We start from the raw sequence: 15,092 nt of genomic DNA, 5'->3' as shown, positions 1-15,092 counted from the left end.
GGTTGTCAGACGACTGGTCGCCCCCGATGATCCGGGTGGATGCTCGGTGCACGTAAGAGTGGATGGCTAGCCTGGCATGCATCAAGCCCGCCCCTACACTGGCGATATGGGCCAGCCGCGAGACCGTCGGGACGTCGGGTCCGACGCCGTGCTCGACCCGCGCGTGATCGATCCCGACCAGGAACTCGTGAGCCTTGAAGGGCTCGGCGACGAGGAGATCGCTCAGATCGTGCATGTCCTCGCCGCCATGCGCAACTGGCGCGAGGCGGAGCAGGAGCTCAGCTTCCGGTCCAGGAACGAGATGAAGCTGAACGAGACCGACATGAAGGCCCTGCGGTTCCTGGTGGCTGCGAAGAACCAGGACGTCCTCGTCACGCCGAGCGTCCTTGCGGATCACCTGCACATCTCGACGGCGTCGACGACGAAGCTCCTCGACCGCCTCGAACAGGCGGGGCACATCCAGCGAGGCCCCCACCCCACCGACCGTCGCGCTCTTGTCATCAGGATCACGCAGCAGACCCACGAACGGGTCCGCGACAGCGTGGGGCGCATGCATGCACACCGGTTCGACGTCGCCGCGAGCCTCACGTCTCGAGAACGTGAGGTGGTCATCCGCTTTCTGCAACGCCTCGTCGACACGGAGCCTGACCCCACAGGCGATGGCGGGACCGGGCCTGGATAGCCGCTCTCCGCGTTACTACAGCGCCCGCCGGAGCGCCTCGCCCGGCGTGGGCGCGGAGGGAATATACGTGCAGCCGTCGTAGAGCGGCCACACGGCCCAGGCGCCGGCGTCGTTGCGGTACAGGTAACCGAGCACGGTGTCGTGACGCACGATGTTCCACGGCTCGCCCTCTTCGGACTGCACGAGCGTGAACGGCGTGTTGTTCACGATGACGACTTGCGACCCGGGCTGCGGCTGGAAGTTCTCGAGCATGGTGAATCGCATCTTATGCGGTCCACTGGCCCGGGGTGCGCCGAGCCTCAGTCCTCGAAGTCGCCGTACACTCCGCCCCACCCGGGCTCGAGCTCCGCGATGCGAGCCCTGAGCTGCGCCAGCGCGACGCCATCCATCAGCTCGGCACCGTCGGGTTCGACGCTCGAGGTCCAGATCGGACATCCGTCCCCGAGCACGAGTTGTGCGCACTGACGGGTGCCGTCTTCGTCGATGAACGGCACTTCGGCGACTTCGAATCGGTGCAACCGGGCCAGTGATACCGCGTAGGCCAGGACCGCATCGGCGAGTGCGGTTCCGGTGAGTAGTGATCTTCCTGCGATGTTGATGCGCTTCATGATTTCCCAGACGACCGTGCTGTGGGGGCTCGCCGGGGTCTGGGGCGACCTTGCGAATACGTTACGCGCCATCCGCGCGGCCAGTACCCCCTTTACAGATCGAGATCGCGGCTTACGATGCCCCGCGACTCGTCGACACCGGCTCCTCACCGGCTCGCGCTCCCTACACTGTCGATATGCGATCGAAGCGGATGCCGGCGTGAGCGCGCATCACAACCACGGCGCGGATCCCGGGCATGGCGCACGCGAGCACGGCGCACGCGAGCACGGCAGTCGCGCCGCTGTCGTCACCGTTTCGGACCGCGCCGCGGCCGGAACGCGAGCCGACGAGTCCGGGCCGCTGGCCGCGGCGCTGCTGGCCGACGCCGGCTGGCACGCCGAGGTGCACATCGTGCCGGACGAGCTTGACGCCATCGCGGGCAGCATCCGCTCCGCGATCGCAGGAGGCGCGCAGCTCGTGGTCACGACCGGCGGAACGGGACTCGCGCCGCGCGATGTGACGCCCGAGGCGACAACGCCGCTGTTGGATCGCGCGCTGCCCGGTATCGCTGAGGAGCTTCGCCGAGTGGGCTCGGCCGCACTGCCCAACGCTCTGCTTTCGCGAGGCGTCGCCGGGGTGCGGGAGAACGCGCTGGTCGTCAACCTGGCCGGTTCGCCGGGAGCCGTGCGCGATGGAATCCCGGTCGTGCTCTCGGTCGCCGCCCACGTCGTTCAGCAGCTGAGCGGCGGCGAGCACGCCTCGACAGGGCCGACAGATGGTGACCACTCGTGATCGTGCGCGCTGGGCTGTCGGACCAACCGCTCGACGCGACCCTGATCCTGGCAGAGGTCGCCGCGACGGATGCCGGCGCCACCGCCCTGTTCGTCGGAACAGTGCGCGACCACGATCCGGGCGCGGCCGGCGAGGTGGTGCGACTGGAGTACACGGCGCATCCGGATGCCACCGCCGTGCTCGAAGAGCTCGTTCGGGCCCTCGACGCCGAGGGTGTGCGCATCTCGGTCAGCCATCGGATCGGAACGCTCGCGGTGGGCGATGTCGCCATCGTGTGTGCCGTCTCGACGGCGCACAGGGCGCAGGCGTTCGAGATCTGCCGCGAGCTCGTCGAACGCGTGAAGGCCGAGCTGCCGGTGTGGAAGAAGCAGGTCGAAGCGGACGGCTCGTCGTCGTGGGTGGGCCTCGGCCGAACCCTCTGACGCCACGGGTTCCTCCGCGCGAGGGTGCGGGTTCCTCCGCGAACTCAGCCGCCGGCGAACGGCGGGAGCACGTCGACGGTCGCGTCGGCCGGCACGAGATCGTCGTCCGCGAGGCGTGCGCCGTCGACACGGACGGCGCACCGTTCGAGCACGCGCGCGAACTCAGCACCGTGCTCGTCGGCGAGCGCCGCACGCAACTCGCCGAATGTCATGCTCGCGTCGACCTGCTGCTCGTCGAGGCCGGCGGCCTCCGCAGCGCCGGCGAAGAAGCGCACCCTCATGACTCGTCAGCAGCCGCAGCGTGGCGCTGGATCGCGGCGCGCGTCGCGGCGGCAGCGTCGTCCATGGTCATGCCGCCGGCGACGGCGAGGCCGACCAGGTAGGTGGTCAACGGTCCGGCCGGCCGCGTCACGCCGTGTGCGGCGTCGCGGGTGAGGTCGAGCAGCTGCCCGGTCGGCACCCGGGAAGGGTCGAGGCCTAGCGCTCCGGCCAGCTCCGTCACCCACGCATCGAGGTCTGCCGGCGATTCGTTCATTCTTCGATAGTGCTCGATGGCCGGCCAGGTATCAAGGTCGATCGAGGCGCCTACGCGGTCCGGAACGACGCTCAGTCGGCAGGCGGCAAGCATCCGCCGCACGGATGCTCCGGCGACCTCGGGCAGTGCCCCGACGGCTGCCCGCAGCGACTGCGTGCTGTACCGCCCGGCGAGCCACTGCTCGCTTCCGCCGGCATCGCCGAGAATCACGCCGTCGGCGTCGCCGAGCGCTTCCGTCCGCAGGAGCGCGACGATGCGATGGGCCAGTGGAAGGTCGCACGCGAGAACCCAGGTCTCGGCGGGCGCCGGCTCGGGAAGGGCGTTCAGCCCCGCGGCGAGCGCAGCGACCGGCCCGCCGAACGGAGGATCCTCGCGCACCACCGTGACGCCGTCTCGCGCGAGCGCGGACGGGCCGACGACGATGAGGGGCGAGCATCCCTCGACGGCATCGAGCACGTGGTCGAGCAGGGCGCGGCCATCCACCTCCACCGATGCCTTGTCGGCGCCGCCGAGCCGGGACGCCCGGCCCCCCGCGAGGATGATCGCGGCTGTGCTCACGGCGCCGCTTCTCCGGGCGCTGTGTCTCTGGGCGCCGCGTCTGCGGGCGCCGTGTCTGCGGGCGGAGTGCTTCCGGCTACGGCTGGGCGCAGCCATTCGCCGCTCTTGCCGCCCGTCTTGCGCTCCAGCCGGACGCGCTCGATCGAGACCGACTTGTCCAAGCCCTTCACCATGTCGATGACGGCGAGCGCCGCCACGGAGACGGCCGTGAGCGCCTCCATCTCCACTCCGGTGCGGTCGGCCGTGCGCACGGTCGCCTCGATGCGCACGCCGTCGTTCACGATCTCGAGCTCGACCGCAGCCCCGTGCACGCCGATCACGTGGGCGAGCGGAAGCAGTTCCGGGGTGCGTTTGGCACCCTGGATGCCCGCGATGCGCGCGACCGCGAGCACGTCACCCTTCGGCGTCGAGCCATCCCGCAACGCGGTCACGACCGTCTCGGAGCAACGCACGAATCCGGACGCGGTCGCACTGCGCACCGTCGGCTGCTTCTCGGTGACGTCGACCATGCGGGCGGCGCCCCCGGCATCCAGATGCGTGAACGGCTGTGCAGCTGCGCCGCTGGGCTCGGTCATGTCAGCACCATCACGGTCACGGAGTCTCCTTCTTCCACACGCCCGACGTGCGCGGGCACGACGGCGAGTCCCTCGGCTGCGGCGAGCGAGCTCACCAGGTGGGATCCGCTGCCGCCCGCGGATGCCGGCCGCACCGTCTGCTCGTCGTACACGACGGGCAGCACCTGGGTTCGAGCCGGCGGACAGGTCCAGGTCGCACCGGCCGTGCGGGTGACCAGCGGGCGGTCGATGATCGGATGCCCGCCGAGCTTCCGCAGCGCCGGTCGCACGAACATCTCGAACGAGACCGCGACGCTGACCGGATTGCCGGGCAGGCAGAAGACGAGGATGCCGTCATCCATCGTGCCGAAGCCCTGCGGCTTGCCCGGCTGCATCGCGACCGGCTCGAATCCGATCGATCCGACGCCGTCGAGCACGGCTTTCACCACATCGAACGCGCCGACACTGGCCCCGCCCGACAGCACAACGACGTCCGGTCGGGCTTCGCGCCGCAGGTCGTCGAGCACGCGACGCAACTCCGACTCCTTGTCGGGAACGCTGCGCACGCCAACGACGTCGGCACCGGCGGCCCGCAGAGCGGAGGAAAGGAGTACGGAGTTCGACTCCGGGATCTGGCCGCGGCGGGGCGCCTCGGAAGGCGGCACGAGCTCGGATCCGGTGGAGATCACGGCGACCCGCGGCCTGCGGTAGGCGATCACGTGATCGTGCCCGGCCGAGGCGATCGACGACAGCTGCCATGGCCCCAGTTCGGCGCCGGCGGGCACCGAGATCGCGCCGGGCGGTGCATCCTCTCCGGAGTGCCGGATGTGCGCACCGGCAGACGGCTGCGTCGTCACGATCACCCACTCGGGAGCCGTGGCGGAGATCGCGGTGCCGAGGTCGGTGTGTTCGAGCGGCACGATGGCATCCGCATCGCTCGGCACAGGGGCGCCGGTCATGATGCGCGCCGCCTCTCCCGCGCCCAGCGGCGGGTTCAGTTCGGAGCCCGCCGGCACGTCGGCGACGACACGCAGGCGGGCGCCGACCGCGGCATCCGCGCGTCGCACGGCGTAACCGTCCATGGCGGAGTTGTCGAACAGCGGGACCGGCCAGCGCGTGTGCACCGGTTCAGCCAGCACGAGTCCCAGCGCATCCGCCAGGGGGACGCGCTCGGCCGGCAGCGGCCGCGCGGCCGCCAGCACGCGCTCCTTGTGCGCCTCGACGGTGATCACGCTCGCACCTGCGCTCGCATCCACGCGTCGTATCCGCCGTCGAGGATGCGGATGTCGGCATCCGGATGCTCCGCCAGCAGCATGCGCGCAGCGATGCGAGCGCGGGGGCCGGTCTGGCAGAACACGACGACCGGATGGTCGAGCGCGAGCAGGGGGGCATCCGTCGCCACGTGCGACAGGGGCACGGACCGGGCGCCGGGGATGGTGCCTGCGGCAAACTCGTCCGGCTCGCGTACGTCGATGAGGGTGGGGTCGCTCAGTGCGCGGAGGTCGTCCGCCCTGACCCGTCGCACGGCGTCCGGTCGGGCAAAGGTCGGTCGCGGCGTGTCTCTCTCGGGCGTCGTCTGCGGCGTTCCACGTTGAGGGGCGCTCTCGGCGCGCGGCGCGGGCACCAGGGGTACCTCCCGCGTCGTGGCGGTGAGCGCGTCGATGACGAGCATGCGGCCGAGCAGCGTCTCGCCGACTCCGCAGATCAGCTTCACGACCTCGGCGGAGAGGATGCCGCCGAGCTGTCCGCAGAGCGCGCCGAGCACGCCGGCGTCAGCGCATGACGGCGCATCCTCGGGCGCGGGCGGCTCGGGGAACACGTCGCGGAGGTTCACGGGCTGGGTCGCGTCGGCGCTCGTTGAGCCGGACGCGTTCGTCCCCGCTGGTTTGGCGAGTCCGTTCGGCGGGCGCGACCAGAACACGGTGGCCTGCGCATCGAATCGCAGCACCGACCCCCAGACCAGCGGGATGCCGAGTGCGGCGCAGGCATCCGTGACGGCATAGCGCGTCTCGAACGTGTCGCTGCCGTCGACGACGACGTCGTATCCGGTGAGGAGCCGCTGCGCGTTCGCGGCATCCAGATGCTCGCGGATCTCGATGACCGCGGTGTGCGGCGACAGGCCGCGCACGCGCTCGGCCGCGACGGTCGCTTTCGCACGACCCACGTCGGTCGTGCCGAACGCGATCTGGCGCTGGAGGTTCGTGGTATCCACGACGTCGTCGTCGACGATGCCCAGTGTCCCGACGCCCGCGGACGCCAAATAGAGGAGGACAGGCGAACCGAGGCCACCCGCCCCGATCACGGCGACCTTTGCCGCCGCCAGCCGGCGCTGCCCGACGTCGCCGATCTCGAACAGCCGCAACTGCCGCGCCGCGCGCACGCGCTCGTCGGGCGCGAGCACGTCGACGGGCTGCACGAGCGGAGGCAGGACCATGCCTCAACGGTAGCTGTTCGGCTCCGCGCCGACGGCGGTCCGCCGAGCCGCCTTCGACGCTTCGCGTCGTTACGAGCACCCGAGACGACGTCACGGGTCCAGAAGTTCGGAGATCGAGCCATCGGTCTCCGCATTTGCGGAACTAGAATCCAAATCATGACGCGTTTTCGGATCAGCGAGGCCGCCGCCCTGCTCGGAGTCAGCGACGACACCGTGCGTCGATGGGTCGACGCGGGCGAGTTGACGGCCGGCACGGATGACGTGGGCCGGGCGGTCGTCGAAGGTGCGGATCTCGCGCGTCGGCTGACGACATCCGCGAACGGTCCCGGCGACCCGCTGGAGCGTGGCACGAGCGCCCGGAACCGCTTCGTCGGACTGGTGACCGGGGTGACCAGCGACACTGTGATGTCCGAGGTGGAGCTGCAGTGCGGGCCGCACCGCGTCGTCTCGCTCATGTCGACCGAGGCGGTGCGGGAGCTCGGACTCGAGATCGGCTCGCTCGCGACCGCCGTGGTGAAGGCGACCATGGTGATCGTCGAGACACCGCCCGCCACCGAGGCGAAGCCGCGCGGCGCCACGGGCGCGAAGGGCGGCCGGCGATGAGGCTGCCCCGACGAGCGGCGACCGCGACCGCGGCAGTCCTGACGGCTCTCGCGCTTCTCCTGACCGGATGTTCGGCATCCTCCGGTTCCGCCGCCACCGTGAGCGGCGCCTCCACCGGCAAGGCGAGTCCGGGCAAGGCGCTGATCGTGTTCGCCGCGGCGTCGCTGCAGGGCTCTTTCGATGCGCTGGCGAAGAGCTTTCAGAAGGCGAACCCGGAGTATCCGGTCGCGCCGATCCGCTACGACGGATCGCAGGCGCTCGCCACCCAGATCGTGGGCGGCGCGAGCGTGGACGTGATCGCGTTCGCCGATCAGCAGTCACTGGGTCCCGTCACGAAGGCCGGACTTGCAGGCAGGGGCACGAGCTTCGCGACCAACACCCTGCGGATCGCCGTCCCGCCGGGCAACCCGAAGGGCATCCGCGACCTGTCCGATCTGACCAGGCCAGGGCTGAAGGTCGTGATCTGCGCACCCCAGGTGCCGTGCGGAACGGCGTCGCAGACCCTTCTCTCCAACGCCGGCGTGCAGCTCACTCCGGCCAGCGAGGAGACCAATGTCACGAGCGTCGTGACCCGGGTGGAGAACGGCGAGGCGGATGCCGGGCTCGTCTACGCGACAGATGTTGCGGCATCCGGCGGCAAGCTCGACGGCATCACACCGGCCGGCGCGGGCAAGGTCGTGAACAGCTACCCGATCGCCGTCGCGAACAAGGCGCCCTCGCCGAAGGCCGCCCACGCGTTCGTCTCGTTCGTTCTCTCGAGTGCCGGCCAGCGCATCCTCGCGAGGTTCGGCTTCGGAAAGCCATGACTCTGCCGCGCGGTCTCTACGTCGCCGCGCTCGTCGCCCTGGCGTTCCTCGTGCTCCCGGTCGTGGGACTGGTGACGCGCGCGCATTGGTCGACGCTGTGGAGCGACCTCTTCGCACCCGCCTCGCTGACCGCGCTGTGGCTTTCGCTGTGGACGGCCGCCTGCGCCACGATCGTGTGTCTCGTGCTCGGCCTTCCGCTGGCGGTCGTGATCGCCCGGTCGACCACGCGTCTCGCCGGCGTGCTGCGCACCATCGTGCTCATCCCTCTGGTGCTGCCGCCCATGGTCGGCGGTCTCGCCCTGCTGTCGCTGCTCGGCCGGGTGGGGCTGCTCGGCAAGCCGATCTTCCAGTTCAGCGGCTTCAGCCTTCCATATACCAGCGCGGCGGTCGTCGTCGCCCAGGCGTTCGTCGCCCTGCCGTTCCTCGTCATCACCGTGGAGGGCACCCTGCGCACTTCGGGCATCGGACACGAACAGATCGCCTCGACGCTCGGCGCGGGTCGCTGGCGCGTGCTCGGAACGGTGACGATCCCGCTCATCGCCCCCGGCATCGCTGCAGGCACCGCGCTGTGCTTCGCCCGCGCGCTCGGCGAGTTCGGGGCGACCGCGCTGTTCGCCGGCAACGCGCCGGGCGTGACGCAGACCATGCCGCTCGCGATCTACACCGCGTTCAACGGCGTCGGCATCACCCAGGACTCCGCCGTGGCGCTCTCGCTGCTGCTGCTGGTCAGCGCCGCCGTCATCGTGGGCGGGCTGCGCGCCTGGCGAGAAGACGCCGTGCGATGACCGAGCCGCACGGCGCATCCCTCTTCGCCGACCTCGGCGCCTCACGGGGCGGGTTCGCCGTCGACCTGCGGTTCGAGGTGCCAGCCGGCGGATGCCTGGCCGTCTTCGGTCCGAACGGCGCAGGCAAGTCGACCCTGCTTGCCGCACTCGCGGGCCTGCTCCCTCTGCGACGCGGCGAGGTGCGGCTGGATGATCGCGTGCTCGAGCGGGCCGGACGGCTCCGCGAGCGGCCCGAGCACCGGCGCATCACCCTTCTGGAACAGAAGCCTCGGCTGTTCCCGCACCTCACGCTCACGCAGAACATCGCGTTCGGACCACGTGCGCAGGGCGTGACCCGATCGGATGCCCGGCGCGCCGCTCTGGACTGGCTGGAGCGCATCGGCCTCGCTCATCGAGCGGATGCGCGACCGCACGAACTCTCCGGCGGCCAGCAACAGCGGGTGGCGGTGGCGCGCGCGTTCGCCGCGGATCCACGGGTCATCCTGCTCGACGAGCCGTTCTCCGCTCTGGATGCCGAGAGCGCCCCCGCGGTGCGCCGGTTACTGTCCGCGGAGCTCGCGCGAACCGGAACGACCAGCGTGCTCGTGACGCACGAGCTCTCGGACGCCTTCCCCTGGGCCGAGTCCTGTCTGGTGCTCGACCACGGTCGCGTGGTCGACAGCGGATCCCCGCACGACCTTGCGACCAAGCCGGCGCATCCGTTCGCCGCCAGGCTCGCCGGATTCAGCGTCGTGCCCGGCACGTGGCGGAGCGGTTCGCTGCAGGTCGTGGGCGCCTCACTGGGCGGCGTACCGGATGCTCCACTCGCCGAGGGCGCGCAAGCTTTCGGCATCGTCGCACCGCGCGACGTGGCCGTTCGCTTCGGGGATGCCGGCGGCGTGCGCACGAGCATCCGCTCGGTGTCTGCGCACGCCGGCGCACTTCGTCTGGAGACCACGGTGGGCCTCGTCGCGGAGCTCTCGCTAGCGGAGGCACTGGCGGCGTCGGCCGGCCGGATGCCCGAGCCCGGCGATCCGGTATCGGTCACCCCGAGCGCGCTCCGGGTGGTGGCAGCGCCCACCCGTTAGCCTCAGCTCTCGGGCTCTTCCTCGGCTTCGAGGGTTTCGTTCGGGTCGATGGAGGAGTCGTCGGTCTCGGTGGCCCGCATCGCCTCCTGCTCCTCCTGCTGCGCCTCCGCGGCGACCTCTTCTTGGCGGTGCTTCTTGCCGAACATGTTCCGTTCCCGTCGTCGTGTGCTTGCGCGGCGACGAAGCGCCGGACTGAGTCGTGCTCGAGTCGCCTCGCTTTCGACACTATGCCCGTCGTAGCAGCCTCAACAGGGCGTCGCTGCGACGGTGCACGCTGCTTCAGACCAGCAGCGTGGGCGAGCCGTATTCGGCCACGCGTCGGTCTGAAGTGAGGAGTGTGTAACCCTCGGTGCGTGCCTGCGCCACCAGCATCCGGTCGAACGGATCGCTGTGGATGCGCGGCAAATCGCCCACCGCGACAGCATGCGCGCTCGTGATGTCTAGCTCGCGATAGCCGACCTCGATCAAGCCGCGGCGAAACACAGCTGCCGAGAGCTGAAACGATGAACGGCCCAATGCCGCCTTGATCGATATCTCCCAGATCGAGGCGGCACTGAAGATCACCGCATTGTCTTCGTCCTCGAGGAGATCTCGCGCGCTCCGGCTGAGGCGCGGCTCGTCACCGGCCGCCCAGATCAGAAGGTGCGTGTCGAGCAGATACTTCATTCGCGCGACTCCGTGGTCACCGGCTCCTCACCCGCGAACAGAGCTGCGACGTCTTCCGACATCCACTCGTCGAAGTCGTCTGGCACGGAGGGCATGTTCTTGTACCAACCGAGCCTTCGCGGCTGGGCAACCGGCGTGTCCAGCCGCGTGAGCTTCGCGACCGGCCGACCCGACTTGGCGATGATGATCGTTTCACCGCTCGCTGCCGCTTCGACAAGGCGCGAGAAGTGCGTCTTCGCGTCATGGATGTTGACGGTACGCATTCGTCTGCTCCACTGGACTAGATCAAGTGGACTAAGTCTACTCATGGTTTCGCACTACTCCCGTGTGGACGAGAAGCCAAGAACCAGCGGGAACTGAGGCGCGGATGCGACTCTGAGAAGCCCTTCGTCTGCACCCGACGTATCGTGGCGGTGTGGCCAGCGCAGATCAGACTGCTTCGCCGGATGCCGACGTCAACGTTCGCGTGCGCCGCATCTACGATGCGCCCGAGCCCGGTGACGGCAAGCGCGTGCTCGTGGATCGGCTGTGGCCGCGCGGCATGAGCAAGGAACGCGCGGAACTGTTCGAGTGGTGCAAAGACGTGGCGCCGTCACCGCAGCTGCGACAGTGGTACGGGCACGATCCGGAGAAGTTCGACGAGTTCGTGAAGCGGTATCGCGCCGAACTCGACGACCGCGAGCACGTCGAGGCGCTCGATTCACTCCGCAAGCTTGCGCACGACGGAACGGTGACGCTGCTCACGGCATCCAAGCGCGACGACATCAGCGCGGCCACTGTGTTGCAGCAGGTGCTGACTGGAGCGGATGCCTGAGGCCGGGCTCGACCAGCGGTCGACAGCTCAGCCAGTCGCCCTCGAGCGCACGGAGACGCGACCCTCGGCGACGCGCACGTCCCAGACCGGCTCGGGCACGGATGCCGGTCCGCGATGAACGGTGCCGTCGTCCAGACGGAACTCGCTGCCGTGCCACGGACACTGCACGCATCCGTCGACCAGCGATCCCTCGTCGAGCGGTCCGCCGGCATGCGTGCACGTCGCGGACAGCGCGCGAACGACGCCGCCCTGCTTCACCAGCATCACGGGCACATCGCCGGCCGTCACACGCAGCGGTGTGGCTTCCCTCACGTCAGCCTCAGCGGCAACGTCAGCCCACTCCGCTTCCGAGCCCTGGAACGCGGTGTGGTTGATCCCGACGCCGCGCACGAGCGACAGGTGGCCGCCGAGGTACGCCGCGACCGACATCACCCCGAAAGCCAGCAGGCTCAGCCCCATCCCGCGGCCCCTGTGGCCGCCCCGCCGAGACAGCCACGAGACGATCTGCAGCACGAGTGCCGCGTCGTTCAGGAGCGCGTGCACGAGTCCGACCCGCTTCGTCGGGCCGTGCGTGTCCGCCCAGTCGGATGCCCCGGCCATCGCCGTCGGAATCGCGCCGAGGACTCCGAGACCCACCATCGTCTCGCCGAGCGGGCTCCGCGTTCACCGGCAGTGACATCCAGCAGCAGCGCAGCGCTCCAGAACCCGATGGGCACATCGGTGAGCATCGGATGCAACGCATGCCCGAGCCATGTTCCCGAGAGCAGGTTCTTCACCGCCTTGCGCTTCGTGGCTTTCACGACGAGCCCCGAAAGCGGATCGGCGACCGCGTCGAGTGCGCTGGCCCCCTCGATCGCGCTGGTCAGACGGTGCGCGGTTCTGTTCAGTCTTCCCATGCGTCCGGGTCTAGCCCAGACCTTTCCGACGGTCAACGCCTTGGCAGGGCGGATCGGCGCGGCGTCGTCACGCAGGTCGGGATGCTCGTGCCCACCCGGCCATGCTTTCGACCGATACCGCCGGGCGGTGGTGCGAACACGGGCATACCCTGCCGTTATGGCGGACAACGACACGAGGGCGGATGACGCACCCCAGCAGATCGAGGACTGGTCCATTCTGACGGCGGGGCGCCGCTACGAACTCCGCAGCGGCGACGACCGACGGCAGGGAAGGTTCCTGCACCTGCTCGGCGACGACGTCGCGTTGTTCGAGCTGGACGGCAGCGAGGTGTCGGAGCCTTTCGAGCAGTCCGATTGGACGGTCTACCCCACGCCGTGAGCGGGCGCGGCTGCGCGCACCGACCCCATGTAAAGCGTGCTTGACACGCATCCGTCGTGACCGTACAGTCGAGACATGACAAGCGAGCTTGACACGGACGGGGAATCGTCGATCGAACTGCGACGCCTGCGCGCCTTCCGACTGCGCGTGTGGATAGGGGTCGGATGCCTCGTGCTCGCGAACCTCGCGCTCGCCCTGTGGGGCCGCGAAGGCGGCGCGCTGCGGTGGGTGCTGGCCGTACTGCCGCTGCTTCCGATCATCTGGATGGTGATCGTGATCGTGCTCCGCGTTCGGCAGATGGACGAGTACCAGGTGGAGCTGCTCTTCCCCGGACTCGCGGTCGGGTTCACCCTGTCGATGGTGACCGCGCTCACGCTCGGCACGCTGGGTTCTGCCGGAATCGCCGTGCCCACCAGCGGATGGCTCGTCGCGATCGTGGGGATCGTCTCGTGGGAGTTCACCAACCTGCTGGTCGGCGCACCCAAAGCCTGATGGAGAATCTGATCCGCGCCGAGCGCGAGGGTCGCGGCTGGACGCAGGCGACCCTCGCCGAACGCCTGGATGTCTCGCGCCAGACGGTCGTCGCGCTCGAGACCGGAAAGTACGATCCGTCACTCCCCCTGGCGTTCCGCATCTCGCGGCTCTTCGGAAAGCCGATCGAGGAGCTGTTCACGCCGGCAGGTCGCTGAAGAAGCTGCGACACGACGATGGGCCCCGGGCACGGATCCGGGGCCCATCTGCTTCGTTCTCGGGCGCGCCCGAGAGGCTTTGTTACCGCTGCTCCGCTTGCGCCCGCGCGAACAGCAGATACGCGGATGCCGTCCAGGTGTAGGCGCGGTCGCGCAGGCCTTCGCCCGTGACGGCATCGAAGTTCTCCGCGAACCCGGACTTCTCGCAAAGGCGCAGGAAGCGCTCGCGCACAGCATCCGCGAGCTCGGTCTGCCCGGCTCGGCGCAGGCCGTCCTCGACCAGCACCGTCGACGGTGCCCAGATCGGGCCGCGCCAATAGCCGTCAGACTCGTAGTCTTCCGAGTCGACGGGTTCGGTGGCCAGGCCCCACTCCGTCAGGTGCTCGCGGATGCCGTCGGCCAGCACCTCCGCCGTCTCGGTCTCGAGCGCCTCGCCGAGCACGATCGGAAGGAGTGTGAGCAGGCTGCGTCGCTTGGCCTCCCGGCCGTCGGATGCGGCGACCGCGACGTATCCGTCGCCGCGCCAGAGCCCGGCGAGGCCCTCGCGCACCTCGACTTCCGCTTGCGCCCATGCCGAAGCATCCGTCTCATACCCCAGCTCGACGGCCAGGTCGCGAAGAACACGCAGCTGGATGATGAGGAAGGCGGCGAGGTCGGGGGACTCGATGACACGGTCGCGGTCGAAGGTCGTCGCGTTGTCCCACCCGCTGTCGTTGCCGTGCTGGTAGTGAGGCACGGCGTGCCCTGGCACGCGACGGTGGTCGAGCCAGAACCGGCTCCAGGCGGCGAGGCGCCGGTAGGTCTCCGCCAGCTGCGGGTCGATCAGCGATGCCGGCAACGCACGGCGCAGGCCGGTGAACGCCCATCCGTGGATCGGCGGTTTCACGTAGTTGTACAACGCCTCGGAGTGCGTCACAGAGTCGGGGAGCGCACCGGCGTCGGTCTGATGGTCGAACGGCAGCATGAACTGGTCGAAGGCCAGCTCCGGCTGCCCGCCGGCGAGGGCTAGCGCGTTGAAGCAGTGGTCCCAGCTCCACACCTTGTCCATCCAGTGCTTCGACATGAGCACGCCCTCGCGGTCGAGGAAGCCCTCGGGACGCACGGTCGCCGACCACAGCACGTACGAGGCGGCGACCGCAGCCGGCACGGCATGGTCTCGCCACGGCGCGACGGCGTCGAGGAACGCTTCGAACTCCTCGCGCACCGACTCACGGGCTTCGTCGAACGTGGTCAGACTCCGGTACGGCTCGCGTGCCGTCTCGAGCTCTTCGACGACGAGTTCCCATTCGTTCTCGGCGACCGCTTCGACCCAGCGGTCGGCGCTTCCGAGCGACTCGCCGCCCACGACGTGCACCTCGCCTGCGATCACGGTGATGCGGTAGCGCCGGCCCGTCTCGTAGGAGGTGTAGACCGGGGAGCCATCGATCGGATCGGTGAATAGATACATGCCGGTGAAAGGGGTGAGCTCGTCCGCCGCCTCCGCGAACCGCATCCCCAGGCCACGTCCGCGAAAGCGGATGATGTCGGTCGTCTCGAAGACGGCCTCCACGTACCCAGCCGGGGACTCCCAGCGCAAGACGCACGGTGTGGCGGTGGTCGTGGCATCCACCGGATCGCCTGCCAGGGTGGGCACGAGCCGCAGCACGGCGTGCATGCCGGTGGTGTGCGAGACCAGGTGGATGTCGCGCTCCGCGCGGTGGAGGCCCACGACCGGCGAGAGGTCGAGCCACGAGCCCCGCCGGCTGAACGGGATGGCCCGCACGTCGAACTGGTCTTCTCCGGGGAACGCTGCCGGCGCTGGAACGGTTTCGAGCTGGGTCAT

The 15,092-nt window shown here is 69.6% G+C and carries 23 protein-coding genes and 1 pseudogene; 11 read left to right on the top strand and 13 right to left on the bottom strand.

All coding sequences use genetic code 11. The features are described from left to right. Window positions 1-106 precede the first annotated feature (106 nt). Window positions 107-682, top strand: a complete 576-nt coding sequence (locus ACYVII_RS17465) for a MarR family winged helix-turn-helix transcriptional regulator (RefSeq protein WP_460537486.1) — start codon at window positions 107-109, stop codon at window positions 680-682. A 15-nt stretch (window positions 683-697) separates the two neighbouring features. On the opposite strand, the gene ACYVII_RS17460 is transcribed toward ACYVII_RS17465, so the two are convergent. Together ACYVII_RS17460 and ACYVII_RS17455 are read right to left on the bottom strand one after the other, a co-directional pair. Continuing rightward, on the bottom strand, window positions 698-934 hold the full coding sequence (locus tag ACYVII_RS17460; protein WP_460537484.1) for a hypothetical protein: 237 nt from the start codon (window positions 932-934) through the stop codon (window positions 698-700). A gap of 47 nt (window positions 935-981) precedes the next feature. Further along, a complete protein-coding gene (locus ACYVII_RS17455) occupies window positions 982-1,290 on the bottom strand; it encodes a hypothetical protein (RefSeq protein WP_460537482.1) in 309 nt (102 codons plus the stop codon). A 199-nt stretch (window positions 1,291-1,489) separates the two neighbouring features. Here ACYVII_RS17455 and ACYVII_RS17450 point away from each other — a divergent pair, with 199 nt between their 5' ends. Beyond that, window positions 1,490-2,062 carry a MogA/MoaB family molybdenum cofactor biosynthesis protein gene (locus ACYVII_RS17450; protein WP_460537480.1) on the top strand — a complete coding sequence of 191 codons (573 nt, stop codon included), beginning with the start codon at window positions 1,490-1,492 and terminating at the stop codon, window positions 2,060-2,062. Then, window positions 2,059-2,484, top strand: a complete 426-nt coding sequence (locus ACYVII_RS17445) for a molybdenum cofactor biosynthesis protein MoaE (protein WP_460537478.1) — start codon at window positions 2,059-2,061, stop codon at window positions 2,482-2,484. Before ACYVII_RS17450 ends, ACYVII_RS17445 begins: the two co-directional genes overlap by 4 nt. 44 nt (window positions 2,485-2,528) lie before the next feature. On the opposite strand, the gene ACYVII_RS17440 is transcribed toward ACYVII_RS17445, so the two are convergent. The 5 genes and pseudogenes from ACYVII_RS17440 to ACYVII_RS17420 all read right to left on the bottom strand — a co-directional run bounded on the left by ACYVII_RS17440 (window position 2,529) and on the right by ACYVII_RS17420 (window position 6,565). Continuing rightward, window positions 2,529-2,765: a MoaD/ThiS family protein gene (locus ACYVII_RS17440; RefSeq protein WP_460537476.1), complete on the bottom strand. Its 237-nt coding sequence runs from the start codon at window positions 2,763-2,765 to the stop codon at window positions 2,529-2,531. Then, window positions 2,762-3,577, bottom strand: a complete 816-nt coding sequence (locus ACYVII_RS17435) for an NTP transferase domain-containing protein (RefSeq protein ID WP_460537474.1) — start codon at window positions 3,575-3,577, stop codon at window positions 2,762-2,764. The genes ACYVII_RS17440 and ACYVII_RS17435 overlap by 4 nt, the downstream gene beginning before the upstream one ends. 86 nt (window positions 3,578-3,663) lie before the next feature. Continuing rightward, window positions 3,664-4,152, bottom strand: a pseudogene (gene moaC, locus ACYVII_RS17430) (cyclic pyranopterin monophosphate synthase MoaC); the annotation flags it as partial. Further along, on the bottom strand, window positions 4,149-5,387 hold the full coding sequence (locus ACYVII_RS17425) for a molybdopterin molybdotransferase MoeA (RefSeq protein WP_460537472.1): 1,239 nt from the start codon (window positions 5,385-5,387) through the stop codon (window positions 4,149-4,151). The gene ACYVII_RS17425 and the pseudogene moaC, both read right to left, overlap by 4 nt. Further along, window positions 5,360-6,565 carry a ThiF family adenylyltransferase gene (locus ACYVII_RS17420; protein ID WP_460537470.1) on the bottom strand — a complete coding sequence of 402 codons (1,206 nt, stop codon included), beginning with the start codon at window positions 6,563-6,565 and terminating at the stop codon, window positions 5,360-5,362. The genes ACYVII_RS17425 and ACYVII_RS17420 overlap by 28 nt, the downstream gene beginning before the upstream one ends. 156 nt (window positions 6,566-6,721) lie before the next feature. Here ACYVII_RS17420 and ACYVII_RS17415 point away from each other — a divergent pair, with 156 nt between their 5' ends. Genes ACYVII_RS17415 through ACYVII_RS17400 form a run of 4 tightly spaced genes read left to right on the top strand, consistent with a single transcriptional unit; the run spans window position 6,722 to window position 9,826 of the window. Beyond that, window positions 6,722-7,168, top strand: a complete 447-nt coding sequence (locus ACYVII_RS17415; protein ID WP_460537468.1) for a TOBE domain-containing protein — start codon at window positions 6,722-6,724, stop codon at window positions 7,166-7,168. Beyond that, on the top strand, window positions 7,165-7,974 hold the full coding sequence (gene modA, locus ACYVII_RS17410; RefSeq protein WP_460537466.1) for a type 2 periplasmic-binding domain-containing protein: 810 nt from the start codon (window positions 7,165-7,167) through the stop codon (window positions 7,972-7,974). Before ACYVII_RS17415 ends, modA begins: the two co-directional genes overlap by 4 nt. Further along, window positions 7,971-8,759, top strand: coding sequence for a molybdate ABC transporter permease subunit (locus tag ACYVII_RS17405; RefSeq protein ID WP_460537464.1), 789 nt, complete (start codon window positions 7,971-7,973; stop codon window positions 8,757-8,759). The genes modA and ACYVII_RS17405 overlap by 4 nt, the downstream gene beginning before the upstream one ends. Continuing rightward, the gene (locus tag ACYVII_RS17400) at window positions 8,756-9,826 is read left to right on the top strand and encodes an ATP-binding cassette domain-containing protein (protein ID WP_460537462.1); all 1,071 of its coding nucleotides are present in this window, start codon (window positions 8,756-8,758) and stop codon (window positions 9,824-9,826) included. The genes ACYVII_RS17405 and ACYVII_RS17400 overlap by 4 nt, the downstream gene beginning before the upstream one ends. 2 nt (window positions 9,827-9,828) lie before the next feature. On the opposite strand, the gene ACYVII_RS17395 is transcribed toward ACYVII_RS17400, so the two are convergent. From ACYVII_RS17395 to ACYVII_RS17385, 3 genes are all read right to left on the bottom strand, one after another. Continuing rightward, a complete protein-coding gene (locus tag ACYVII_RS17395; RefSeq protein ID WP_460537460.1) occupies window positions 9,829-9,972 on the bottom strand; it encodes a hypothetical protein in 144 nt (47 codons plus the stop codon). 133 nt (window positions 9,973-10,105) lie between these two features. Beyond that, window positions 10,106-10,492 carry a type II toxin-antitoxin system VapC family toxin gene (locus ACYVII_RS17390; RefSeq protein ID WP_460537458.1) on the bottom strand — a complete coding sequence of 129 codons (387 nt, stop codon included), beginning with the start codon at window positions 10,490-10,492 and terminating at the stop codon, window positions 10,106-10,108. Beyond that, on the bottom strand, window positions 10,489-10,755 hold the full coding sequence (locus ACYVII_RS17385; RefSeq protein WP_460537456.1) for a type II toxin-antitoxin system Phd/YefM family antitoxin: 267 nt from the start codon (window positions 10,753-10,755) through the stop codon (window positions 10,489-10,491). Before ACYVII_RS17385 ends, ACYVII_RS17390 begins: the two co-directional genes overlap by 4 nt. 152 nt (window positions 10,756-10,907) lie before the next feature. Here ACYVII_RS17385 and ACYVII_RS17380 point away from each other — a divergent pair, with 152 nt between their 5' ends. Continuing rightward, window positions 10,908-11,306: a DUF488 domain-containing protein gene (locus ACYVII_RS17380; RefSeq protein WP_460537454.1), complete on the top strand. Its 399-nt coding sequence runs from the start codon at window positions 10,908-10,910 to the stop codon at window positions 11,304-11,306. Between the two features lie 27 nt (window positions 11,307-11,333). On the opposite strand, the gene ACYVII_RS17375 is transcribed toward ACYVII_RS17380, so the two are convergent. Beyond that, on the bottom strand, window positions 11,334-11,906 hold the full coding sequence (locus tag ACYVII_RS17375) for a Rieske (2Fe-2S) protein (RefSeq protein WP_460537452.1): 573 nt from the start codon (window positions 11,904-11,906) through the stop codon (window positions 11,334-11,336). Continuing rightward, on the bottom strand, window positions 11,834-12,202 hold the full coding sequence (locus ACYVII_RS17370; RefSeq protein WP_460537450.1) for a hypothetical protein: 369 nt from the start codon (window positions 12,200-12,202) through the stop codon (window positions 11,834-11,836). The genes ACYVII_RS17375 and ACYVII_RS17370 overlap by 73 nt, the downstream gene beginning before the upstream one ends. A 157-nt stretch (window positions 12,203-12,359) precedes the next feature. Here ACYVII_RS17370 and ACYVII_RS17365 point away from each other — a divergent pair, with 157 nt between their 5' ends. From ACYVII_RS17365 to ACYVII_RS17355, 3 genes are all read left to right on the top strand, one after another. Beyond that, the gene (locus ACYVII_RS17365; protein ID WP_460537448.1) at window positions 12,360-12,581 is read left to right on the top strand and encodes a hypothetical protein; all 222 of its coding nucleotides are present in this window, start codon (window positions 12,360-12,362) and stop codon (window positions 12,579-12,581) included. Window positions 12,582-12,656: 75 nt separating this feature from the next. Then, window positions 12,657-13,073, top strand: a complete 417-nt coding sequence (locus ACYVII_RS17360; protein WP_460537447.1) for a hypothetical protein — start codon at window positions 12,657-12,659, stop codon at window positions 13,071-13,073. Continuing rightward, window positions 13,073-13,270 (top strand): helix-turn-helix transcriptional regulator, encoded by a 198-nt coding sequence (locus ACYVII_RS17355; RefSeq protein WP_460537445.1) that lies wholly within the window; start codon window positions 13,073-13,075, stop codon window positions 13,268-13,270. Before ACYVII_RS17360 ends, ACYVII_RS17355 begins: the two co-directional genes overlap by 1 nt. An 82-nt stretch (window positions 13,271-13,352) precedes the next feature. Here the strand turns inward: ACYVII_RS17355 and ACYVII_RS17350 are convergent, their stop codons facing one another. Continuing rightward, on the bottom strand, window positions 13,353-15,092 hold the full coding sequence (locus tag ACYVII_RS17350; protein ID WP_460537443.1) for an amylo-alpha-1,6-glucosidase: 1,740 nt from the start codon (window positions 15,090-15,092) through the stop codon (window positions 13,353-13,355).

This window comes from Humibacter ginsengiterrae (assembly GCF_054780115.1).
This window is presented reverse-complemented; position numbering and strand designations above follow the sequence as displayed.